Origin of the sequence: Klebsiella pneumoniae complex sp. WS1778, assembly GCF_049472055.1 — a bacterium.
Taxonomy (GTDB): Bacteria; Pseudomonadota; Gammaproteobacteria; order Enterobacterales; family Enterobacteriaceae; genus Klebsiella; species Klebsiella quasipneumoniae.
The window spans coordinates 585,324-609,110 of the sequence record NZ_JBKGTJ010000001.1 but is presented as its reverse complement, the minus strand read 5'-3'; the positions used below and the strand labels follow the sequence as shown (position 1 = coordinate 609,110).

Genomic DNA, 23,787 nt, shown 5'->3' with positions numbered 1-23,787 from the left:
AGCAATCAAAATTATTTGCTTTTATTTCATAGACATACACATATATCGAGTAAAAACAGCATTAATTGTACATTTTTATTTTAACATTTATCGATATTTTCGCCAAAATAACACCTCATCAGACAGGGTTATATCGAAAATAAAAAAATAGTGAAATCGCCTGCTTTTATTGATCTCGATCAATTGCAACGACCATTGAAAGCGCAATATATAAATAACCAACAAATTTAATTTAACGCCCATCAAACCGCGTTAAATAATCGCCAAGACGATACTCAGAAACGCAAAATAAAAACTAAAGTAACTTTTGTAATTAAAGAAATCACTGAGCGCATCGCTGGCGGAAACGTTATTTTCAACAACTTGCAGATACTCATTATGAAAGAGAAAAAGACAACCATACCGCCTGCCGGTGCAGTCAATCCAACGACTGCGAATAAAAAACGTCTCCTGATGATGGCGCTGCCGATTATCGTTGCTGTGCTGTTACTCTTCGTCCCGGTCCCGGACGGCCTGCCGCCGTACGCCTGGCACTACTTCGCTATCTTCGTCGGGGTGATCGTCGGGTTGATTTTTGAACCACTGCCTGGCGCCGTTATCGGCATCACCGGCGTGGTGGTCATCGCCCTGTGCAGTCAGTGGCTGCTGTTCAGCCCGGAACAGATGGCCGCACCCGGCTTCAAAATGGCTGGCGCCTCCTTTAAGTGGGCGGTGAGCGGCTTCGGCAACTCCACCGTGTGGCTTATCTTCGGCGCCTTTATGTTCGCCGCCGGCTACGATAAAACCCAGTTCGGCCGCCGCCTGGCGCTGATTCTGGTGAAATATCTCGGCCGTCGCAGCCTGACGCTGGGCTACGCCATCACCTTCGCGGATCTGCTGCTGGCGCCGTTTACGCCGTCGAATACGGCGCGCAGCGGGGGCACCATTTACCCAATTATCGCCAACCTGCCGCCGCTGTACGGTTCAAAACCAAACGATCCGAGCGCGCGTAAAATCGGTTCCTATCTGATGTGGGTAGCGATCACCGCCGCCTGTATCACCAGCTCGATGTTCCTGTCGGCACTGGCGCCGAACCTGCTGGCGCTGGCGCTGGTAAAAAGCATCGTCGGTATCAACATCTCCTGGGGCACCTGGTTCATCGCCTTCCTGCCGCTTGGCGTACTGCTGATCCTGACCATGCCGCTGCTGGCCTACTGGTTCTACCCGCCGGAAGTGAAAGTCAATAACGAAGTGCCGCTGTGGGCCGCTCGTGAACTGGAAAAACTGGGCAAACTGTCGCGCAATGAGATCCTGCTGCTGGTGTTCGTCTGCTTCGCGCTGATGATGTGGATCTTCGCCGCCGACTGGATTGAACCGGCCCTGGCCGCCCTGCTGGTTATCGTGCTGATGCTGTGGACCGGCGTGCTCTCCTGGAGCGATATCACCAACAATAAAGCGGCGTGGAACACCTTTGTCTGGTTCGCCACCCTGGTGGCGCTGGCCGACGGCCTCTCCTCCACCGGCTTTATCGCCTGGCTGGGTAAAGAGGGCGGCGCGCTGATGAGCGGTATCTCCCCGGGGATGGCGACCATCGTCCTGCTGCTGGCGTTCTACCTGCTGCACTATCTGTTTGCCAGCACCACCGCGCACACTACCGCGCTGCTGCCGGCCATGCTGACCATCGCCGCCACCATTCCGGGAATGAATATGGAAGTGTTCGTTCTGCTGATGGTGACCTCGCTGGGCGTGATGGGGATCATCACCCCGTACGGTACCGGCCCGAGCCCGATCTACTACGGCAGCGGCTATCTGCCGACCAAAGATTACTGGCGCCTCGGCACCATCTTTGGCGCCATCTTCCTGGCCGCCCTGCTGCTGATTGGCTATCCGTGGATGTCCATGATGTTCTGATTCATAACCGCCGGGAGCACCCCGGCGGTTTTTATCTTTATGGAGTAAGTGATTATGTCGACTAAACCGTTTGTTTATCAGGATCCATTCCCGCTGGCGCACGACGATACCGAATACTATCTGCTCAGCAAAGAGCACGTCTCCGTCGCCGAGTTTGACGGCCAGGAAGTGCTGAAAGTGGAACCGCAGGCGCTGACCCTGCTGGCGCAACAGGCCTTCCACGATGCCGCCTTTATGCTGCGCGTCTCCCATCAGCAGCAGGTGGCCTCGATTCTGCTCGACCCGGAGGCCAGCGATAACGATAAGTATGTCGCCCTGCAGTTCCTGCGCAACTCGGAAATCGCCGCCAAAGGCGTCCTGCCCACCTGTCAGGACACCGGCACCGCCATCATCATGGGTAAAAAAGGCCAGCGCGTCTGGACCGGCGGCGGCGACGAAGCCGCCCTGGCACAGGGCGTGTACAACACCTATACCGAAGATAACCTGCGCTACTCCCAGAACGCTCCGCTGGATATGTATAAAGAGGTCAACACCGGCACCAACCTGCCGGCGCAGATCGATCTCTACAGCGTCGACGGCGACGAATATAAATTCCTGTGCATGGCGAAAGGCGGCGGTTCCGCCAATAAAACCTATCTCTATCAGGAAACCAAAGCGCTGATCACCCCGACGAAGCTGAAAAACTATCTGGTCGAGAAGATGCGCACCCTCGGTACCGCCGCCTGCCCGCCGTACCACATCGCCTTTGTCATCGGCGGGACTTCGGCGGAAGCGACGCTGAAGACCGTCAAGCTGGCCTCCACCCGCTACTACGACGGCCTGCCGACCGAAGGCAACGAGCACGGTCAGGCGTTCCGCGATGTGCAGCTTGAACAGGAACTGCTGCAGGAAGCGCAGAACCTCGGCCTCGGCGCGCAGTTCGGCGGCAAATACTTCGCCCACGATATCCGGGTGATCCGCCTGCCGCGCCACGGCGCCTCCTGTCCGATCGGCATGGGCGTCTCCTGCTCCGCCGACCGCAACATCAAAGCCAAAATCAACCGCGACGGCATCTGGATTGAGAAGCTGGAGAGCAATCCGGGGAAATATATCCCTGAACATCTGCGTCAGCAGGGCGAAGGCAAGGTGGTCAGCATCAACCTGAATCAGCCGATGAGCGAGATCCTGGCGCAACTATCTGCCCATCCGGTTTCCACCCGCCTGAGCCTCAACGGCACCATTATCGTCGCCCGCGATATCGCGCACGCTAAGCTGAAAGAGCTGCTCGACAACGGCGAGGAACTGCCGCAGTACGTGAAAGATCATCCGATCTACTACGCCGGCCCGGCCAAAACGCCTGCCGGTTACGCCTCCGGCTCCCTCGGCCCGACCACCGCTGGCCGCATGGACTCTTACGTCGATCTTCTGCAGTCCCACGGTGCGAGCATGGTGATGCTGGCGAAAGGCAACCGCAGCCAGCAGGTCACCGACGCCTGCCACCAACACGGCGGCTTCTACCTCGGCAGCATCGGCGGCCCGGCGGCGGTGCTGGCGCAACAGAGCATCAAGAGCCTCGAGTGCGTGGCCTACCCGGAACTGGGGATGGAGGCTATCTGGAAAATCGAAGTGGAAGATTTCCCGGCGTTTATTCTCGTCGACGATAAAGGCAACGATTTCTTCCAGCAGATCCAGAACAAGCAGTGCGCTGGCTGTAAACAGCACGGCTAACACCCCCTTCTGGCGCTAACAGCAGGCCGTCGCCGTTCAGGTGACGGCTTTTTTTATGCCCGCGCCGCGCCAGCTTGAATTCACTTCCTGCCAGGCTATGCTCAACTACAAGTCCTCCCTTGCTTGCTGAAAAATAACAATAATTCTCTTTCTCAGGTGCTTCTATGAACAGGATAAACGTGGTTATCCTCTGGGTACTGGCGCTGCTCGCGTTACAGCCGGCGCTGGCCGCAGAGCCGCGGCAGCAGCCAACCGCTCGCGAAAAAGCGCGCACGGTATATATTTTCCACCAGCCGGTAGTGATGTTGCAGGCGACCTTTGGCCAGACCACGCCAGAAGAGCGCGTTTTGCGCACCCGCAGCGCCCTGCGCGCATTTACCGAGGATGATATTCGCCAGCCGCTGCGGATCGTGCCGGTTATTCGCTATGGTCAGCCAGGACGGCTGTTTCTGATGAACGGCAAACCGGTGCTGCTGTTGAGCCAGGCGGATCTCGACGAAGGTGATGATTTAACCCTCGACCAGGCGGCCCAGCGGGTGCTGGCGCGGATGGAAGCCCAGCGCACCGGCCTGCAGGAACAGTTCAATCAACGCTATCTGCTGATCTCCGCCAGTAAGGCCCTCGCCGGGGCGCTGCTGCTGGCGCTGTTTTACTACGGCGCCTTCCGCACCTGGCGGCGGGTACGGCGCTTTTTCCAGCTGCGGATCCTCGAAAAGCGCAGCGCTATTCCCCAGCACTGGCGGCGCTTTCTCGGCAATATCGAGGTCCGATTGTATGCCGCGCTGGCGATCCTCGTCGGTGTCCTGGCCTGTTACATCTGGCTGAGCTGGGCCTTCAGTCTGTTTCCCTGGACGCGCGTATGGAGTGAATCGCTGGGTGACTGGTCGCTGGGGGTGATCCGCGATATCTCGCTGTCGATTGTCGCTTCCCTGCCGGGGCTGATGATCGTGGTGCTTATTTTTCTCATTACCTGGCTCATCATTCGCCTGGTGAAGGTGGTTCTCGACCAGGTCGCCGCCGGCCGCATTCAGGTTCCTGGCATTCATCCGGAGACCGTGAGCGCTACCCGTCGGCTTATCTCGGTGGTCATCTGGTTGTTCGCCCTCTCCGCCGCCTACCCTTTTCTTCCCGGCGCCAACTCCCTTGCCTTCAAGGGCATCAGCGTGTTCTTCGGCCTGATGCTGACCCTCGGCTCGACCGGGGTAATGAACCATGCGATGAGCGGCCTGGTGCTAATCTACTCCAGGGCGCTGCGTAAAGGCGACTGGATCCGCCTCGCTGACAATGAGGGACAGGTCAGCGAGATTGGCGTGCTGGCGACCAAGATCCTCACCCGTGAGAATTACATCGTGACGGTACCGAACGCGGTGGTGGTGAGCGGCAAGATTGTCAATCTCAGCGCCGAGAGCAGCGACGGCGGGTTCAATCTCACTACCAGCGTCACCATCGGCTACGATACGCCCTGGCGCCAGGTTCATGCGCTACTGGAGCTGGCGGCGAGACGCACCCCCGGGGTCGATCAGCAAATTGCGCCGGTGGTGCGTAAGCTGGGGTTGCTCGACTGGTACACCTCGTATGAGCTGCAGGTGCGCTTATTACCCGCGACGAAGCTGCCAGATGGCCGTAACGCGTTACACAGCTGCATTATTGATGTGTTTAACGAATTCGGGGTGCAGATTATGTCGCCGAACTATGTGATGCAGCCCCGAGCCGCAGTGGTGGTGCCGCAGGAAGCCTGGTACGCCGCCCCGGCTGTCGCGCCGCAGGAGCCTGAGAAATAAGGGTTAACGTATCGGGAATGTCGCCGGGTGGCGGCTACGCCTTACCCGGCCTACAGGATCCTCTCACAGGCTTACACCTCGCAGGCCCGGCAAGCGCTGCGCCGCTGTGCAATCTATCGGCGCCGTACCCGCCATTATGCCGGGTGGCGGCTACGCCTTACCCGGCCTACGTACGTACGACCTGCCGTTAATTTATTCACCATTGTTGCTGAAACTGCCGATGCTGGCGGCCTCAAAATCGCTGAGACGTTCCCGGAAGGCCGGGGCAGCCCGCATGGATGCGGGCTGAGGGCCGTGTTTTGCAGGGACGCTGCCTCGGCCCGACCCGAAGCCTGCAGGGATAAGTCGAAGGGACCGCGTAGCGGCGATTTTGCTGGCCGGAACCCGGGGGTACAGGGGGCGGCGGCGACTGGCCGCCCCCTGTGCGCTCCCTGCGCCATAAGAGACATAACGCAGAAGATCAACCGGGAGCGCAATCTGCCCGAAATTAACATAGACGTTGTAGCCCTGCCAAACATAGTGCGAACAGGGACATTTCCGGTTGTGCCGTTATTTCGCCGGGTGGCGGCTGCGCCTTACCCGGCCTACAACAACTGCCGGGCAATCCGACTCGGACGACGACTTAACCCCGCCCGGCGTCGATGTCGTCAAACACCTGCTGCGCCAGATGCATCGTGGCATTGGCCGCCGGCAGTCCGCAATACAGCGCAGAGTGCATGATCAGCTCTTTCAGCTCATCGCGGGTCACCCCGTTGTTAAACGACGCGCGTAGATGCATCTTCAGCTCCGCCTCGCGATTGAGAGCGATCAGCATGGCAATGGTGATCATGCTGCGGGTGTGGTGGTCGAGCCCCGGACGCGTCCAGGTCTCACCCCAGGCGTAGCGGGTGATAAAGTCCTGAAACTCGTCATTCAACGGCGTCAGATGCTGCAGGGTACGGTCGACGTGGGCGTCGCCCAACACTTTGCGCCGCACCGCCATTCCGTCCTGGTAGCGCTGTTTATCCTCCATGGCGTTCTCCCTGGAAAAAGCTCAGCAGCGCTGAAGTAAAGCTTTTCGCCGCCTCAATGTTTGACAGATGCGATGCCGGCAGAACCACCACCTGGGAAGCGGGGATCTGCTGCTGCAGAAAATTGGCGTCAGCGACCGTGGTGACAGGGTCACTTTCCCCGGCGATGATTAATGTCGGCAGCGGGATCTTCCCCGCTTCGCCCCGCAGGTCGGCGGCGGCCAGCGCCTCACAGCAGGCGGCATAGCCTTCGGCATCGGTATGGGTCAGCTGGTGACACAGGGCCTCCACCACCTCCGGCGCCTTCTGGCGAAACGCGTGGGTGAACCAGCGGTCCGCCGCCCCGGCGGCCACCACCGCCATTCCTTCCTGGCGTACCGCCCGCGCCCGCGACAGCCAGCTGGCCTGATCGCCGATGCGCGCCGCGGTGTTGGCGACGGCCAGACCATAAAAACGCTCTGGCGCAAAGCGGCCCAGCCACAGACCGGTCAGACCGCCCATCGAAATCCCGCAGAACCAGGCCCGGTCGATATTCAGATGATCGAGCAGCGCAATTACATCTTCCCCCAGCTGGGCGAGGGTCACTTTGCCATTTTTCGTCGTTTTACCGTGGCCGTGGGTGTCGTAGCGCAGCACCCGGAAATGGGCGGTTAGCGCCTCAATCTGCGGCTGCCACATCGCCCGGGTGGTGCCCAGCGAGTTGGAGAGAACGATAACCGGCGCACCTTCCGGTCCGTCGAGTTGATAATCAAGATTCATCATGTTGCTCCTGATAACGCGCCAGCACCTGGCGCACAAAGCATTCGGCGCTGCCGGTCGCCGTTGCCGGTTCCAGCAGCGTGGTTAAACGTTCGCGGGAGAGATACTGGCTGACCAGCGGATCCGCCGCGAGCAGATCGACCAGCGGACAGAGGCGGTCCAGCGCCTGACGGCACAGCGCCTCAATATGATGATGCGCCTCGGCTTTGCCGATGAATTCCGCCAGCGCCAGGGTCACCGCCTCAGCCATGATCAGCCCGTGGGTGATATCGAGATCGGCGCGCATCTTCTGCGGAAAGACCTGCATGTCGCGCACCAGCGCCTCGCTTTGCGCCAGCGCCCCGCCCACCAGGGTAATCAGCTCCGGCAGGGTCTCCCACTCCGCCTGCCAGCCGCCCAGCGCCCGCTCGTGCTGCTGAATCTGGCAGGCGTAGAGGGTCGCCATCAGACCCGGCGTGCGCTGGGCGGCGGTCAGGATCGCCGCGCAGGCCACCGGATTGCGCTTATGCGGCATCGTCGACGAGCCGCCGCGCCCTTCCGCTACCGGCTCGCCCACCTCCGCCACTTCGGTCTGCATCAGCAGGGAGAAGTCGTTAGCGAATTTCCCCAGGGTGCCGCAGACGCCGGCGAACCAGGCGCCCGCCTCCAGCAGCCGATCGCGCTGGCTGTGCCACGGGGTATCCGGCAGCGTCAGACCAAGATTCTGCGCCAGCGCCTGGCCAACCGCCGGCCCTTTCTCTTTTAGCGCGTCCAGGGTCCCCGCGGCGCCGCCGAACTGCAGCACCAGCAGACGCGGACGCATCTCGCGCAGCCGCTGCTGCCAGCGCAGGAGCGCGTCGAGGGTACCCGCCAGCTTCAGGCCAAAGGTCACCGGCAGCGCGTGCTGCATCCAGGTCCGGCCCGGCATCACGGTATCGCGATAACGATCCGCCTGGAGAGCCAGGGCCGCCAACAGCTGCTCAAGCAGGGTCTCAGCGGCCTCCAGCGCCCCGCGCAGCTGGAGCACCAGCCCTGTGTCGATGGCATCCTGACTGGTGGCGCCCCAGTGAACGTAGCGCGCGGCGTCCGGATCGCGCGCTTTTACCTGGGCCGTCAGCTGTTTCACCAGCGGGATCGCCAGGTTACCCGCCCCCACCGCCGCCTCGCCGAGGGCGGTAAAATCGATCGCCTCGTGGCGGCAGGCGGCGACAATCGGCCCGACCGCCGCCGTCGGCACCATGCCGCAGGCGGCCTGCGCCTGGGCCAGCGCCGCTTCAAAATCCAGCATGCCCTGCACCCGCTGCGCGTCGCTGAACCAGTCGGTCAGCGGACTGCTGCGCAACATCGGGGTCAACAAACTCATTCTGGCTCCTTAAACACGTTCAATAATCAGGGCGATCCCCTGCCCGACGCCGATGCACATGGTGCACAGCGCGTAGCGGCCGCCGGTCCGTTTCAGCTGGTAAGCCGCGGTCATCGCCAGGCGGCCGCCGGAGGCGCCGAGCGGATGCCCCAGGGCGATCGCCCCGCCGTTGGGGTTCACATGGGCGGCATCGTCCGGTAAGCCCAAATCGCGGGTCACCGCCAGCGCCTGGGCGGCGAAGGCTTCATTCAGCTCGATGACATCCATCTGGGCTAACGTCAGGCCGGTCTGCGCCAGCACCTTCCGCACCGCCGGCGCCGGGCCAAAGCCCATAATGCGCGGCGCCACCCCCGCCGTCGCCACGCCGACCACCCGGGCCAGCGGTTGAAGATCGTTGGCCGCCAGCGCGGTTTCGCTGGCCAGCAGCAGCGCGCAGGCACCATCGTTAACGCCGGAGGCATTCCCGGCGGTGACGCTGCCGTCGGCGCGCACCACGCCGCGCAGTTTAGCCAGCGCCTCCAGCGAGGTGCTGCGCGGGTGTTCATCGCGGCTAAACCGCAGCGGCTCGCCTTTGCGCTGCGGCACCTGGACGGCGATCAGCTCATCGGCGAAACGTCCCGCCTCCTGGGCCGCGGCGGCGCGCAGTTGACTGCGCAAGGCGAACGCGTCCTGATCGGCGCGGGAAATGGCAAACTCATCGGCGACGTTTTCCGCCGTCTCCGGCATGGAATGGACACCGTACAAGGCTTTCATCTGCGGGTTAATAAAGCGCCAGCCGATGGTGGTATCTTCCATCTGCATGTTGCGGCTAAAGGCGCTCTCCGCTTTACCCATCACAAACGGCGCCCGGGACATGCTCTCCACCCCGCCGGCGATCATCAGCTGCGTTTCACCGCTTTTAATCGCCCGCGCCGCGACGCCGATCGCGTCGAGGCTGGAGCCACACAGGCGGTTGATGGTGCTACCGGGCACGCTCTCCGGCAGCCCGGCCAGCAGCAGCGCCATGCGCGCCACGTTGCGGTTGTCTTCCCCGGCCTGGTTGGCGCAGCCCAGAATCACATCGTCAATGCGCGAGGGATCCAGCCCCGGGTTACGCTCCAGCAGCGCTTTCAGCGGCAGCGCCGCGAGGTCGTCGGCGCGCATCGTCGCCAGAGTACCACCAAAACGGCCAAAGGGTGTACGCACCGCATCACAGATAAATGCCTGATTCATCATAGGTTCCTTACGCGCTTTCCGCCAGTTGTTCAAAGGTCAGCGTCACCGGAGTGATGCGCTGCAGCTCTTCAAAAGAGAGACCGTTAAAGATTTCCCGCACCACCGGGCCGCGGTCGGTAATGTCGATCACCGCCAGGTCGGTATAGATCCGGCTAACGCAGCCGACCCCGGTCAGCGGATAGCTGCACTGTTCCACCAGCTTGCACTCGCCGTCGCGGGTCAGATGGTCCATCATCACAAACACCTGGCGAGCGCCGATGGCCAGATCCATCGCCCCGCCGACCGCCGGGATAGCGTCCGGCGCGCCAGTGCTCCAGTTGGCGAGATCGCCGCTGGCGGAGACCTGATAGGCCCCCAACACGCAGATATCGAGATGGCCGCCGCGCATCATGGCAAAGGAGTCGCCATGGTGGAAATAGCAGCCGCCCTGCAGGAGGGTGACGTACTCTTTTCCGGCATTGATCAGCTCCGGATCTTCTTCGCCAGGCAGCGGTTTCGGCCCCATGCCCAGCAGGCCGTTCTCGCTATGCAGGAACACCTCTTTGTCGGCAGGCAGGTAATTGGCAATCCGGGTCGGCAGGCCAATGCCGAGGTTAACGTAAGCGCCTTCGGGAATATCGCGGGCCACGCGCTGGGCCATTTCGTCACGGGTCAGTTTTTGCATCTCGGGCTCCTCAGGCACGTTGTGCGGCAGTCAGGTTTTCCAGCGAGAAGAGGCGCTGGACGAAAATGCCGGGGGTGATAATGTGTTCAGGGTCGAGGTCGCCCAGCGACACCAGCTGCGAGACTTCAACGATGGTGGTTTTCGCCGCCGTCGCCATAATCGGGCCAAAGTTGCGTGCCGCCTTGCGATACACCAGGTTGCCCCAACGGTCGCCCTGGTGAGCTTTAATCAGCGCGAAATCGGCTTTGATCGGATACTCCAGCACATAGTGGCGGCCGTCGATTTCCCGTGTCTCCTTCCCTTCCGCCAGCGGCGTGCCGTAGCCGGTGGGGGTAAAGACCGCGCCCAGCCCGGCGCCGGCGGCCTGGATCCGCGCCGCGAGGTTGCCCTGCGGCACCAGCTCCAGCTCCACTTTGCCGCGTCGATAGAGGTCATCAAAAATCTGTGAATCGACCTGGCGCGGGAAGGAGCAGATCATTTTGCGCACCCGGCCAGCCTTCAGCAGCGCCGCGAGCCCCACTTCTCCGTTGCCGGCGTTGTTGTTAATGATGGTCAGGTCGCGGGCGCCCTGGTCAATCAGGGCGTCAATCAGAAAGGTCGGCTGGCCGGCAGGACCAAAGCCGCCGATCATAATAGTCGCCCCGTCGTGGATCCCGGCGATGGCCTCGCTCAGCGTCGATACGCTTTTATCAATCATCAGGTCGCTCCATTGATGTGCGGTAATCGCACTTTTATTCGTTGTTCGCACAAAATGTGACCCGCTTAACGATGTCGGTCAAGGGCGATAATCGAAATATGGTGCGATAATCGAACATCGGTTATCTTTAGCGAAAGAATGTGATCGATGGCAAATATGGGGAACAGAAATGGATAAGCATCCAGACGATTTACTGACCGGCGACGGCGATCCGTTTAAGGGCGATCCTAACTTTATGGCCTCGCTGGCGCGCGGCCTGGAGGTCATTCAGGCATTCACGCCGCAGCGGCCCCTGCTGTCTATCTCACAGATCAGTCAGAAGACCGGTATTCCGCGCGCCGCGGTGCGCCGCTGCCTGTATACCCTGAGCAAGCTGGGGTTCGTCTATGCCGAAGACGGTAAAAACTTTCAGCTACGGCCGCGGATCCTGGCCCTCGGTCACGCCTGGCTGGCCTCGACGCCGCTGGCGCGTTCGGCGCAGCCGGTGCTGCGGCATCTGAGCGAAATGCTCAACGAGTCCTGCTCCATCGCCACTCTCGATGGCGACGATATTCTGTATATCGCCCGCGCCTCCAGCTCGCGGATCATGACCATCGACCTCGATATCGGCAGCCGCCTTCCGGCGTGGGCGACCTCGATGGGCCGGGTGCTGCTCAGCCATCAGCCAGAGGAGAAGCTCAACGATATGCTGGCCAGGGTAACCATGATCCGCTATACCCCGCAGACGGTGGACTCGGTGGCGAAACTGCGCGCCGAGCTGAAACGGGTGCATCAACAGGGGTATGCCCTCAACGATCAGGAGCTGGAGATGGGCCTGCGCTCCCTCGCGGTACCGCTGTTTAACGCCCAGGGTCAGGTGCAGGCGGCGCTGAACGTCGGGGTGCATGCGGGCCAGATGTCGGCCCGCGAAATGATCGACCGCGTGCTGCCGGAGCTGCAAAAAGCCGCCCGCGAGCTGACGCTGCTGATGCGCTAACGGCTGCGCTTGGCGTGCTGCTCCCAGGTTTCCTGCTTCGCTTCGGCCGATTTACGCAGCGCGACATAGCAGGCGCCGCTGCCGCCGTGGTGCGGAAGCGCGGCGCAGAAGGCCTGCACCTCCGGCAACTCTTCCAGCCAGCGCGCCAGATAGCTGCGGATGATATTGGCGTGGGACTGATCGTCGCGGCCTTTGCCGTGAACGATCAGCACATTGCGTAACCCCTCTTTCTGCGCCTGCACCATAAAGGCGAAGAGCATCTGCCGGCACTGCTCCACCGGCTGGCGCAGCAGGGAGAGGCTCGCCTGCTGGCCGTATTTCCCCCGCCGCAGCTTATCCAGCACGCCGCTCTGCAGCCCTTCGCGCTTAAACTCCAGCGGCGTGGCGAGCGGTACGATATCGAGATAGCCGGTAGTGAGAAAATTATCCAGTTGCAGGGTGTCGACGCGCTGCGGGGCGCGACTGTTGCGCCCGGGATGCCAGTGCACGTCATTGTTACGTTTCAGGGGCTGGACATCTTCCATGGCGTCAAGAAACAGGGATTTGTCATCAAGGTTCATGGGCTCTCCTCCAGCGGCTGTCGCCAGCTACTATAGCCGCCTCGCGCTCCCCCCTCAATGCGTTTATCCCCGTCTGCTGGCAAAGTGAGCGCGACGGGCGGTTAAGGAAACCATTGTCGACTCTGGCGGCGAAACAGGGTGATCAATGACGCCGTTAGCGGCGTCTGTCGGGTGTCCCGCCGCTGGATCAGAAAATAGGCCGCCGTCGGCAACGCTTCGCGGACGGGGATCATCATCAGCTTGTCCGCCATCAGCGGATCGTTGCCGAGCTCCACCGGCAGGATACTGAGAAAATCGCTTTTCACCACCAGGCTGATGCACGACGAGAAGGTCTCGCACACAATATTCACCTTTGGCGCCAGCCCGGCCTGATTAAACCTGTCCTGCAGCTGTTTAAAGTAGCTGCCGCGCGGCGTCGGCATGGTCCAGTGGTGATCCATCAGCTCCACCAGCGAGGTGGCCTGCGCCGCCGGATGCCCCGCGCGAGCGAACACCGCGAACGGTTTCTCAAACAGTTTTTCAAAGCTGAACTCATGGTCGTACGGCCCGGGATAGTAGGTATTGATGGTGAAATCCAGCTCTCCCTGGCGCAGCTCATTGATCATCGCCAGCAGCTGGCCCTCCATGATCCGCACCTTCACCTGAGGATGCTGCTGATGAAAGCGGCAGATCACCGACGGCATCAGCGACCGGGCGACGCTGGCGCCAAGGCCAATATTGATCTGCCCGGCCTGCTCTCCCTGACGCTGCAGCAGTTCATCCTGCGCCGCCCGCAGCTCCTCAAGGATCAGGCTCGCATGTTGATAAAAACTTTCGCCATTGTCAGTCAGCGCCACCCCCTGGCGGCGGCGGACGAACAACTGAGCGGAAAGCCCCTCCTCGAGCTCTTTAATCGCTTTGGTCAAGGCCGGCTGCGAGATCGCCAGCGAGCGGCTGGCGCCGCGAATACTCCCTTCCCGGGCCACCTCGACGAAGGCGCGAATTTGATGAAATTTGATCTGAAAGGCCATGCTTTTGGTGATAACCCTTGTTTATCAGACGCAAGAAAATGACATCTACTGTAATCCATCAGGCTGTGGCAGGTTAAGAGCGTTAAGGCCTGTAGCGTGTCAGTGATAAATAAAAGCTATCACATCGTGAACGCCATCACATTTTTTACTTATGACAGGATAAGCTATGCCGCAACTTGATGAATACCTGCGCCAGCTGGCGCCAGCCATGACCCAATGGCGCCGCGATTTTCACCTGCACGCTGAATCCGGCTGGCTGGAGTTTCGCACCGCCAGTAAGGTGGCGGAGATCCTCGACGGGCTTGGCTACCAGCTGGCGCTGGGGCGCGACGTCATCGATGCCGACAGCCGGATGGGGCTGCCGGATGAGGAGACCCTGGCCAAGGCTTTCGAGCGCGCCCGCGAGCAAGGGGCGCCGGAACGCTGGTTGCCGGCGTTTGAAGGCGGGTTCGCCGGCGTGGTGGCGACGCTCGACACCGGACGTCCCGGCCCAACCCTGGCCTTTCGCGTCGACATGGACGCCCTCGACCTCAATGAGCAGCACGATGACAGCCATCGCCCCCATCGCGACCATTTCGCCTCCTGCAACGCCGGCATGATGCACGCCTGCGGCCACGATGGGCATACCGCCATCGGGCTGGGGCTGGCGCATGTGCTCAAGCAGTATGTCGCCCAGCTCAATGGCGTCATTAAACTGATTTTCCAGCCTGCTGAAGAGGGTACCCGCGGCGCCCGCGCGATGGTGGCCGCCGGCGTGGTGGACGAGGTGGACTATTTTACCGCCATCCATATCGGCACCGGCGTCCCGGTCGGCACCGTGGTGTGCGGTGGCGACAACTTTATGGCCACCACCAAATTCGATGTGCAGTTCAGCGGCGTGGCCGCTCATGCCGGTGGCAAGCCTGAAGATGGGCGCAACGCGCTGCTCGCCGCCGCCCAGGCCGCCCTTGCCCTGCACGCCATCCCACCGCACAGCGCCGGCGCTTCGCGGGTCAACGTCGGGGTGATGCAGGCCGGCACCGGACGCAACGTGGTGCCCTCCTCAGCTCTGTTAAAAGTGGAAACCCGCGGCGAAAGCGAAGCCATCAACCAGTATGTTTTTGACCGGGCGCAGCACGTCATCGCCGGGGCCGCGGCGATGTATCAAGCCGGGTACGAGTTACGCATGATGGGGGCCGCCACCGCCAGCGCCCCGTCGCCGGCGTGGGTGGCGTACCTGCGCGAACAGGCCGCGCGGGTGCCCGGCGTGCAGCAGGCGGTGGATCGCATCGCCGCCCCGGCGGGATCGGAAGACGCCACCCTGATGATGGCCCGGGTCCAGGCGCGCGGCGGCCTTGCGTCATACATGATATTCGGCACCGAACTGAGCGCCGGTCATCACAACGAGAAGTTTGACTTCGACGAGAGCGTAATGACGGTCGCGGTCGACACCCTGGCGCGCGTCGCGCTTAACTTTCCCTGGCAGCGGGGGGTGTGATGGACCCGATTTTTCAGTTTGTTGAAGAGGTAATTGAGGCAAGCCGCGAGACCTATTGCGCCATCGCCGATGATATCTGGGACCACCCGGAGACGCGCTTTGAGGAGTTCTGGTCCACCCGGCGGCTGGCGGACGCCCTGGAAGCGGAAGGTTTCCAGCTGACCCGTGATGCTGGCGGGATCCCCAATGCTTTTATCGCCAGCGTCGGCGAGGGCCAACCGGTTATTGCCCTGCTGGGCGAGTTTGACGCCCTGGCGGGTCTCAGCCAACAGGCCCATTGCGCGGAGCCGACATCGTCAACGCCGGGGGGCAACGGTCACGGCTGCGGGCACAATCTGCTCGGGACAGCGGCTTTCGCCGCGGCGGTTGCCGCCAAAAAATGGCTGCAGCAGCACGGCGGCGCGGGCACCCTGCGCTTCTACGGTTGCCCGGGGGAAGAAGGCGGCTCGGGCAAAACGTTCATGGTGCGCGAAGGGCTGTTTGATGACGTCGATGCGGCCCTCACCTGGCATCCGGAGGCCTGGGCCGGGATGTTCAGCACCCGCACTCTCGCCAACATTCAGGCGGCGTGGCGCTTTACCGGCACCGCCGCCCACGCCGCCAATTCGCCGCACCTGGGGCGAAGCGCCCTGGACGCGGTCACCCTGATGACCACCGGCAGTAACTTCCTGAATGAACATATTATCGAAAAGGCGCGGGTTCATTACGCCATTACCGATACCGGCGGCGTCTCGCCCAACGTCGTCCAGGCCCAGGCGGAAGTGCTGTATCTGATCCGCGCCCCGGAGATGGCAGATGTAGAACAGATCTTCGCCCGCATTGAGAAGATTGCCCAGGGGGCCGCGCTAATGACCGAGACCCACGTCAGCTGCCGCTTTGAAAAAGCCTGTTCCAGCTATCTGCCCAACCGCACGCTCGAAGCGGCGATGTATCAGGCGGTAGCGCATTACGGCACGCCGGCATGGAGCGACGACGATCGCGCCTTTGCCGCGGCGATCCGCGCCACTCTCAGCGCCAACGATATCAACAACAGCCTGAACAATATCGCCGGCACCGGCGGCGAGGCGGGGAAAACCTTCGCTCGTCGCCACCGCGATACGCTGCTGATTGATGAGGTGGCGCCGTGGGCGGCCACGGATACGATTCTCGCCGGCTCCACCGACGTCGGCGACGTCAGCTGGAAAGCGCCGGTGGCCCAATGCTTCAGCCCCTGCTTCGCGGTGGGTACCCCGCTGCACAGCTGGCAGCTGGTGAGCCAGGGACGCACCGCCATCGCCCATAAAGGGATGCTGCTGGCGGGGAAAGTCCTCGCGGCGACGGCGATCCGTTTATTCAGCGACCGCGCGCTGCTGGAGGCCAGCCAGCGAGAGCTCAGGCAGGCGCTGGCCGAACATCCTTACCGCTGCCCGATTCCGGCGGAGGTGAGACCGTCGGTTTTACGATAACCATAAGACCAGACCGCTCCTGACAGACGCTGACCGGCATAGCGGCACGCACCGACCATAATAATCGCCGGCAGTACGGGAGCAGGCCTGCCCAACACAACAACGACAACAGAGGAACGCCCATGAGTATGTCATCCATACCGTCGCCTTCCCCCGCCGGAAAGCGCTATGGCTGGGTAGAGAAGATCGGTAATAAGGTCCCGCACCCGTTTTTGCTGTTTATCTATCTTATCGTGGCGCTGATCGCCGCCACGGCGATACTCTCCGCCTTCAACGTCGGGGTGCAAAACCCTGCGGACGGGTCGCGGGTGGTGGTCAAAAACCTGCTCAGCGTGGAAGGGCTGCACTGGTTTTTACCGAACGTGATTAAAAACTTCAGCGGTTTCGCGCCGCTGGGGGCGATCCTCGCCCTGGTGTTGGGCGCCGGCTTTGCCGAGCGGGTGGGCCTGTTGCCCGCGCTGATGGTCAAGATGGCCTCCCACGTTAGCGCCCGTTATGCCAGCTATATGGTGCTATTCATCGCCTTTTTCAGCCATATCTCTTCCGACGCCGCGCTGGTGATCATGCCGCCGCTGGGGGCGCTGATGTTTCTCGCTGTCGGTCGGCATCCGGTCGCCGGCCTGCTGGCGGCGATAGCCGGCGTGGGCTGCGGCTTTACCGCCAATTTACTGATCGTCACCACCGACGTGCTGCTCTCCGGGATCAGCACCGAGGCGGCCAAATCCATCGATGCCTCTCTGCACGTCAGCGTGATCGACAACTGGTACTTTATGGCGACCTCGGTGATCCTCCTGACCCTCGTCGGCGGTTTAATCACTGACAAGCTGGTGGAGCCGAGGCTCGGACAGTGGCAAGGCAGCCGCGACGAAAAGCTGCAAACCCTGACCACTGAGGAGCGTTTCGGCCTGCGCATCGCCGGGGTAGCAACGCTGGCGTTCGTGGCGGTCATCGCCCTGATGGTGGTTCCTGAAAACGGCATTCTTCGCGATCCGGTTCAGCACACGGTGATGCCCTCGCCGTTTATCAAAGGCATCGTGCCGCTGATCATCTTTTTCTTCTTTGTCGTGTCGCTGGCTTACGGCATCGCCACTGGCAAAATTCGCCGTCAGGCCGATCTGCCGCAGTTGATGATTGAGCCGATGAAAGAGATGGCCGGATTTATCGTGATGGTCTTCCCGCTGGCGCAGTTCGTGGCGATGTTCAATCGTAGCCACAAATCAGACACTATAAAATATATATAATAATATCAGTTATATATAAAATTACACTGGATGTTTAGCCAGTTATATTTTAGTCTATTTTTACCCGTTTTAACCCATTCTGTTGTTATCAGCACCCCATACAGCACCCCACAGTTGAAGGTTTGGATATGGCTTTCTTCACCATAGAGAAAAGATTACGCAGTGATGGAACTGCCCGTTATCGCTGTACTGTAGCCGTTAAACAAAATGGTAAGTACGTCCACCGGGAGAACAAAACCTTCTCCAAGAACACCCTTGCGAAGTCCTGGGGTGCTAAACGTGTAGCATACATTGAAGAGCATGGCATCCAAGATCCCGCCCGCAATGCGCAGACGAACGCTGTTATAACTGTTGGTGACCTGCTTACTCAGTATGAGAACCACCCAAACATAACGCTTGGCGCATCAAAAAGAAGCTCTCTCCGCACACTTGGTCGTTCCTTCCTGGCAGACATCAGACTTTCGGAGTTATCGGCAAAGCATATTATCGAGCATTGCCAAGCCAGAAAAGCGCAAGGGCTTGCACCTTCTACTATTTCTCAGGACGTATCCTATTTAAGCGTTGCGCTTGAAGCTGCCAGACCTCTCTTTGGAGCTAACGCTAATATAAACGAATTGTCAGATGCCAAAGTTTGGTTGAGAAATATGGGTATCATAGGCCCATCACAGCGACGCACTCGACGAGCAAGTTCTGTAGAAGTTGATCAATTATATGAAGTACTCAAGATGAAGGCTGAAACAGCTTATACAGGTGCACCATTACATCAAATATTTATGTTTTCCATTCTTACCTGTATGAGAATAGGTGAAGTGTGTCGCATTCTCTGGGATGATGTTGATGAAACCCAACGTTCCGTTCTCGTGAGAGACCGTAAAGATCCGAGAAAGAAAGCAGGAAACCATATGTTAGTTCCCTTGCTTGGTGATGCATGGAGAATTCTTAAGATGCAGTCTAAAACTGATCCGCGGGTATTCCCTTTCAATCCTAAAACTATAACAGCCATGTATAGACGTGTTCGTAAAGAATTAGGGATTGAAGATCTGAGATATCACGATTTACGCCGCGAGGGTGCAAGTAGATTATTTGAGGCAGGTTTCAGCATTGAAGATGTTGCACAAGTTACCGGGCACCGTTCTCTTTCAATACTATGGCAGGTTTACACGCAGTTGTTTCCAAAGTCTCTACATGAGAAATTTAATATGTTACTCAAAAATAAAGCTGATTAAGGAAATCGTATGATATATCATTACACAGATTTAACAGCAGCCAAATCTATAGTTGAAAATGAAAAAATATGGCTTACTGAATGTCGCTATCTTAATGATAAAGAAGAATTTACAATGGGGCTATTATTTTTCAAACATGCTCTAGAATCATATAATGGCTATAAAAACCACTACCCTATCGAGTTCTCAGAAAAAATAGAAAACTCAATTAGTTACTTGATTACATCTGAATTAACATCACCTGACGCTGCAGAAAATCTTTTCGTTGCATCATTTAGTCACACGCCTGATTCTTTGAGTCAATGGCGTAGTTATGGTATGTTTATGCTTGGATTTGAAGAGGATTTTATTTCTCCAAGTTTAATCGAAGATGAATTTTTTGCGTTTGACTGTTTTTACGCCATGGATTTTGTGGATGGTTTAGCACATGCTAATTCTTTGTTAGAAAACATTATCATCCCACAACTTTATTCTCTATCTAAACACAACAATATCCAAATTATGGATTATTGGCTTAGATTGTTAATAGAAATATACGCACTCTCATTTAAAAACAAAGCCTTTGAAAGCGAACATGAAAAAAGACTAGTAATTGCATGCAAAAATGACGATACAATCATTAACTTCCGTGTTAAAGGTGATTTATTAATCCCATATATTTCACTCGATATTAACCCCTGCTCTATTATGTCCATAACAGTAGGACCTATAGAAAATCAGTATTTATCAGTTTCATCGCTTGAGAAATTCGCAACCAAATTAACCAGCAGAGTTAGAAAAACACACTCTAAAGATGACTACACCCTATATGTAAGTAGCTCTAGCACTCCTTATCGAAAACTGTAATGGACATTACTCTTCTTTATTATTATTTGGATACAAGATAATATTAATTAATTTTATAACCAGCATATAAAACATATTTTACTTTTATTCTGGTTGAATAAAATTACTACCGGCTTCCCATGATTACTTGGTTTGGTTTGCATCTACACGCTCACATTTCCTACAAGTACACTATTCCGTTAAGGAGGTACCCAATACAATTACCATCAGCTCTATATCGTCTCGATGTCCCTGTTTTCCCCCATGCCTTCTATACTTTCAATTTGACTGCTGGAGGTAACCATGTGCGGACGATTTGCCCAATCACAGACACGCGAATAATATCTGGCTTATCTTGCCGAAGAAGCTGAGCGTGACATCGCCTATGATCCAGAACCAATCGGCCGGTATAACGTGGCGCCAAGCACTAAAGTTTTGCTCCTAAGCGAACGCGACGAGCAGTTGCACCTCGACCCGGTTCACTGGGGTTACGCACCAAGGTGGTGGGATAAACCACCGCTGATTAATGCCCGGGTGGAGACCGCAGCCACCAGCAGGATGTTTAAACCGCTTTGGCAGCATGGTCGGGCGATCTGCTTTGCCGATGGCTGGTTTGAATGGAAGCGAGAAGGAGACAAGAAGCAGCCCTATTTCATTCATCGTGTTGATGGCCAGCCCATCTTCATAGCGGCTATCGGCAGTATCCCTTTCGAGCGCGGGGATGAATCTGAGGGATTTTTGATTGTCACCGCGGCGGCCGATCAAGGGCTGGTCGATATTCATGACCGCCGGCCGCTGGTACTGACGCCTGAAGCAGCCCGTGAATGGATGAGGCAGGATCTTGGAGGGAAAGAGGCAGAGGAAATAATTGCAGATGGCGCTCTGTCAGCAGACCATTTCACATGGCACCCAGTTTCACGCGCGGTGGGTAACGTGAAGAATCAGGGGGCTGGTTTGATTGAGGCTATCAAAAGCCTGTAGCTTTAATGACGTCCGAAATGTGCCAGAAGCGGACGTTAGCCATAGTGAATAATGCACAATGCAGTGACTGGATACAGATATGGGAAACTATTACTTTTAAAGTCCGACATTCTTGATTCTTGATTCTTGATTACTTAATCTAAGTAACCGTACATTTTTATCCAGCTTCAACTATCCAATGTACCAGTATGTTCTGTAACATAAAAGCAGGCTATTTAGCCCACAATCAATTGATACTTAGGCACTTATATGAAACTAAAAAAAATGCTTGAAATGGATTTCATCAAGGAGTTCCAAGAGCACCTAGAAACTGACTTTGAGCATGAACTCTTACATGCCAGTCTTCGCAACTATTGTTCTCATGGTAATCCTCTGCGCTTCAACAACTTTGCATTTGCAATACGTGAGCTAATAAATCATGTGCTGAAACGACTGGCACCAAATGACAGAGTTATGGCGTCTCCATGGTTCACTAAAAACAAAAATAACGCCACTATTACCCGTAAACAGCAAGCAAAATACATCGCCCAGAAGCATATACCCGACCAACTTCTTGATGATGTAGCTATCGAAAGACTAGATGAAGGTATAGCATGGTTCAATAAAAACTATTCTTCTTTAAACGATTACACCCATATTAGCGAACATTCATTTGATAGTAACCCCAAACAGTTTTTTGAGAGTGCTAAACTGATAATAGAACTGTGTAACAAAATATTCGATACCTTCGATGAACTTGAGCGTGTTATTACCGAATCAATAATCGAGGAAGTACAGAATGAAGTTACTGATATCACAATGAATAATATCCCTGACGAACTGGATATATTATCTTCACAAACAACTGTTGATTGGTGCAATGTTGAATCCATTGAGTTGCTGAACCTTGACGAAAATTATATTTATCTTTTGGTGCGCGGAATAGTTGAAATTACTAGGCAATACGGGCGTGGGGAGGATTACTTTGCACAGCAAGATTCTTATCCCTTCAAGTTTGCAGTCTCTATTCGCACTGATAATTTCAATTTAATAGCACCATTACTTAACACTGTAGTAGTGGATACAGGCTCATGGTATGACGATGGCGAAGGATCTGCTCATTATAACACAATTTATACAACCTCCAGATTTTTGGAGATGATCTCACATATAAAAATTAAACCAAAAACAAAGAGAAGATTGTTTCCTGAGCTTAGTACAGTAGTAACACTAGAGATTCATGAAAGTGAAGGTATATCAGAATCGGTCGTCCCAGAAATATGTCATCTAAATCAAGGAAGCTTCAATTTAACTGAATTTTAGGATTATCTATGGAGAGATGAAAAATGTCTAATAAGATCTATAGCCTACTAAGAATGCCTGCTGAAGCATTTAAGATATTTGCAATGTCATTGCCACATGGGTCTAATTATGGTAATGCAGCATTCCTTTCCGCTTGGTCAAATGAAAAAGGGCTTGGATATGGTGCAGTCCTTCAATACAGCAAAAATTCATATGGCCTTGTCGTGCTCAGGCGACGGGAAGATTATGTGCTGGTACCTCTCGAGCATAAGATGTGTTTTACCGAGCAGGAGGCATTGGTGCATCTTGATAAGCACCTTTCAGCCGGAGGGAATTTATTACCGATTCCATCTGGGCAATCACGTAGAGCCCGACTGGATCATGTTGGTGAGCGGAATGTTTGTCAGGCATTTATACAATTATCGTCCACGATAAAGTACCGAGGAGCATTTCATTTAATTGTCGAGCTCTATCTGGCATTACCAAAACCTGATGATAACTTCAGAACCGATCTCCAGACCCAAGGATTCAACTCTAGAATCTGGGAGCTATACCTTTTCGCATGTTTTAAAGAGCAGGGAATTAAAGTTTTTCAAGATTATCCATCTCCGGATTTTATGCTCATGAACGGTAATAACAAAGCATATGTTGAGGCGGTCACCGCGAATCCAACTGGTCCGGGCAGCCTAAAGTTGCCTCAAACACAATTCCCCCCCGGAGATCGATTAGCTCGCACAGCAGGTGATATGGCAGCACGGTTCGCTAAGACCATCAGATCTAAACTCCAGAGAAAGTATGAAGAACTACCGCATGTTAAAGGATTCCCATTTGCAATCGCTATAGCGGATTTTAGCGGTGGGGGCACTATGGTCTGGTCTCGCGAGTCACTTCCAACCTATTTGTATGGGCAAACCGCACATACAGTCAAAACATCCAAAGGTATTAAGGCTGCTGCATTATCAATTGAACAGCTTTTAGGTCATAAAAATATTCCGGCAGGACTATTTAACCACCCAGAGATTGAAAATTTATCTGCTATCTTGTTTAGTAATGCTGGAACATTGCCAAAATTCCAGCGAATGGCAATCCAAGCTGAATTTTCCTCACCTATTGTGAAAGCCCGCAGGATTGGGATTTTATTTGATAGGACTGAAGGGGCCTTGGAACCAATTGACTTCGACCTAGATATTCAATCGCCTGAATATATTAATCTTTGCGATGGCAAAGAATTTTGGTGTTTTGAACTTGAAGTATTTCATAACCCTAATGCTGCTCATCCAATGTCCCATGATTTCCTGCCGGGGGCAACACATTGGTTTGAACACAATGGAGAGATCATCTGTGAGACCCAATGGAAAAACCAGGTACTTGCATCAGTAACCGAGTTTAGTATTGTTCCAGATGTCGCCGATAAACTCGAAGCCAAGTAAAAGCCGTGATTGCTTGATGCAAGCATATTCTTGAAAGAAGAAAGTTGACAAGATTTAAAACTAATAATGAAGGGGGGAATGTTACGAGTTTGATGACCGGCTCTGCTTTACCCCGCCATGACAGATGTGTCCGCTCCTCGCTCATGGCGGACCTTTGACTCAGTTCGCTTGTCCGCTCTGTGCCAGAAGCGGAAGTTTGGGCTGACTCCCCCGCAGAAGATCCTTCACTATATTTGAGCATATGAAGAGCAAAGGGACACACCATGATTT

The 23,787-nt window shown here is 56.4% G+C and carries 19 protein-coding genes and 1 pseudogene; 12 read left to right on the top strand and 8 right to left on the bottom strand.

The window, feature by feature from the left end; translation table 11 throughout:
* Positions 1-378 precede the first annotated feature (378 nt).
* The 3 genes from ACLEXF_RS03175 (at position 379) to ACLEXF_RS03165 (ending at position 5,378) form a co-directional block, all read left to right on the top strand.
* Positions 379-1,890, top strand: a complete 1,512-nt coding sequence (locus tag ACLEXF_RS03175; RefSeq protein WP_049092623.1) for an anion permease — start codon at positions 379-381, stop codon at positions 1,888-1,890.
* Positions 1,891-1,944: 54 nt separating this feature from the next.
* The gene (gene fumA / locus ACLEXF_RS03170) at positions 1,945-3,597 is read left to right on the top strand and encodes a class I fumarate hydratase FumA (protein ID WP_048294808.1); all 1,653 of its coding nucleotides are present in this window, start codon (positions 1,945-1,947) and stop codon (positions 3,595-3,597) included.
* Positions 3,598-3,761: 164 nt separating this feature from the next.
* Complete coding sequence (locus tag ACLEXF_RS03165) at positions 3,762-5,378, top strand: mechanosensitive ion channel family protein (RefSeq protein WP_128316110.1); 1,617 nt, start codon at positions 3,762-3,764, stop codon at positions 5,376-5,378.
* Positions 5,379-6,000: 622 nt separating this feature from the next.
* Here the strand turns inward: ACLEXF_RS03165 and pcaC are convergent.
* From pcaC to ACLEXF_RS03135, 6 genes are read right to left on the bottom strand one after another with little or no spacing between them, the layout of a single operon-like run.
* The gene (gene pcaC / locus ACLEXF_RS03160) at positions 6,001-6,390 is read right to left on the bottom strand and encodes a 4-carboxymuconolactone decarboxylase (RefSeq protein ID WP_004886998.1); all 390 of its coding nucleotides are present in this window, start codon (positions 6,388-6,390) and stop codon (positions 6,001-6,003) included.
* Positions 6,380-7,147 (bottom strand): 3-oxoadipate enol-lactonase, encoded by a 768-nt coding sequence (gene pcaD, locus ACLEXF_RS03155; RefSeq protein WP_048294806.1) that lies wholly within the window; start codon positions 7,145-7,147, stop codon positions 6,380-6,382. The genes pcaC and pcaD overlap by 11 nt, the downstream gene beginning before the upstream one ends.
* On the bottom strand, positions 7,137-8,489 hold the full coding sequence (locus ACLEXF_RS03150; protein WP_407259810.1) for a 3-carboxy-cis,cis-muconate cycloisomerase: 1,353 nt from the start codon (positions 8,487-8,489) through the stop codon (positions 7,137-7,139). Before ACLEXF_RS03150 ends, pcaD begins: the two co-directional genes overlap by 11 nt.
* A gap of 9 nt (positions 8,490-8,498) precedes the next feature.
* Positions 8,499-9,701, bottom strand: coding sequence for a 3-oxoadipyl-CoA thiolase (gene pcaF / locus ACLEXF_RS03145; protein WP_004887005.1), 1,203 nt, complete (start codon positions 9,699-9,701; stop codon positions 8,499-8,501).
* A 10-nt stretch (positions 9,702-9,711) separates the two neighbouring features.
* Positions 9,712-10,368 (bottom strand): 3-oxoacid CoA-transferase subunit B, encoded by a 657-nt coding sequence (locus tag ACLEXF_RS03140; RefSeq protein WP_004887008.1) that lies wholly within the window; start codon positions 10,366-10,368, stop codon positions 9,712-9,714.
* Positions 10,369-10,378: 10 nt separating this feature from the next.
* On the bottom strand, positions 10,379-11,065 hold the full coding sequence (locus ACLEXF_RS03135) for a 3-oxoacid CoA-transferase subunit A (RefSeq protein ID WP_004887011.1): 687 nt from the start codon (positions 11,063-11,065) through the stop codon (positions 10,379-10,381).
* A 169-nt stretch (positions 11,066-11,234) separates the two neighbouring features.
* On the opposite strand from ACLEXF_RS03135, the gene ACLEXF_RS03130 reads away from it, so the two are divergent.
* The gene (locus ACLEXF_RS03130) at positions 11,235-12,041 is read left to right on the top strand and encodes an IclR family transcriptional regulator domain-containing protein (RefSeq protein WP_004887014.1); all 807 of its coding nucleotides are present in this window, start codon (positions 11,235-11,237) and stop codon (positions 12,039-12,041) included.
* Here the strand turns inward: ACLEXF_RS03130 and smrA are convergent.
* Together smrA and ACLEXF_RS03120 are read right to left on the bottom strand one after the other, a co-directional pair.
* Complete coding sequence (gene smrA / locus ACLEXF_RS03125; protein ID WP_004887017.1) at positions 12,038-12,601, bottom strand: DNA endonuclease SmrA; 564 nt, start codon at positions 12,599-12,601, stop codon at positions 12,038-12,040. The two genes, ACLEXF_RS03130 and smrA, sit on opposite strands and share 4 nt — an antisense overlap.
* Positions 12,602-12,702: 101 nt before the next feature.
* A complete protein-coding gene (locus ACLEXF_RS03120) occupies positions 12,703-13,611 on the bottom strand; it encodes a LysR family transcriptional regulator (RefSeq protein WP_004887019.1) in 909 nt (302 codons plus the stop codon).
* Positions 13,612-13,777: 166 nt separating this feature from the next.
* Between ACLEXF_RS03120 and ACLEXF_RS03115 the strand changes: the two genes are divergently transcribed.
* From ACLEXF_RS03115 to ACLEXF_RS03080, 8 genes and pseudogenes are all read left to right on the top strand, one after another.
* On the top strand, positions 13,778-15,088 hold the full coding sequence (locus ACLEXF_RS03115; RefSeq protein WP_117130065.1) for a M20 family metallo-hydrolase: 1,311 nt from the start codon (positions 13,778-13,780) through the stop codon (positions 15,086-15,088).
* Positions 15,088-16,533: a M20 family metallopeptidase gene (locus ACLEXF_RS03110; protein ID WP_395127347.1), complete on the top strand. Its 1,446-nt coding sequence runs from the start codon at positions 15,088-15,090 to the stop codon at positions 16,531-16,533. Before ACLEXF_RS03115 ends, ACLEXF_RS03110 begins: the two co-directional genes overlap by 1 nt.
* A 122-nt stretch (positions 16,534-16,655) precedes the next feature.
* Positions 16,656-17,747: pseudogene (locus ACLEXF_RS03105) on the top strand (AbgT family transporter); the annotation flags it as partial.
* Positions 17,748-17,902: 155 nt separating this feature from the next.
* Complete coding sequence (locus ACLEXF_RS03100) at positions 17,903-19,000, top strand: tyrosine-type recombinase/integrase (RefSeq protein ID WP_047666526.1); 1,098 nt, start codon at positions 17,903-17,905, stop codon at positions 18,998-19,000.
* Between the two features lie 9 nt (positions 19,001-19,009).
* Positions 19,010-19,846, top strand: coding sequence for a hypothetical protein (locus ACLEXF_RS03095; RefSeq protein ID WP_234978252.1), 837 nt, complete (start codon positions 19,010-19,012; stop codon positions 19,844-19,846).
* A gap of 324 nt (positions 19,847-20,170) precedes the next feature.
* Entirely contained in the window at positions 20,171-20,806 is a 636-nt protein-coding gene (locus tag ACLEXF_RS03090; RefSeq protein ID WP_228144158.1) for an SOS response-associated peptidase, read from the top strand.
* Positions 20,807-21,055: 249 nt separating this feature from the next.
* Entirely contained in the window at positions 21,056-22,108 is a 1,053-nt protein-coding gene (locus ACLEXF_RS03085; protein WP_265659728.1) for a hypothetical protein, read from the top strand.
* A 23-nt stretch (positions 22,109-22,131) separates the two neighbouring features.
* Complete coding sequence (locus ACLEXF_RS03080; protein WP_423265726.1) at positions 22,132-23,517, top strand: hypothetical protein; 1,386 nt, start codon at positions 22,132-22,134, stop codon at positions 23,515-23,517.
* Positions 23,518-23,787: the final 270 nt, after the last annotated feature.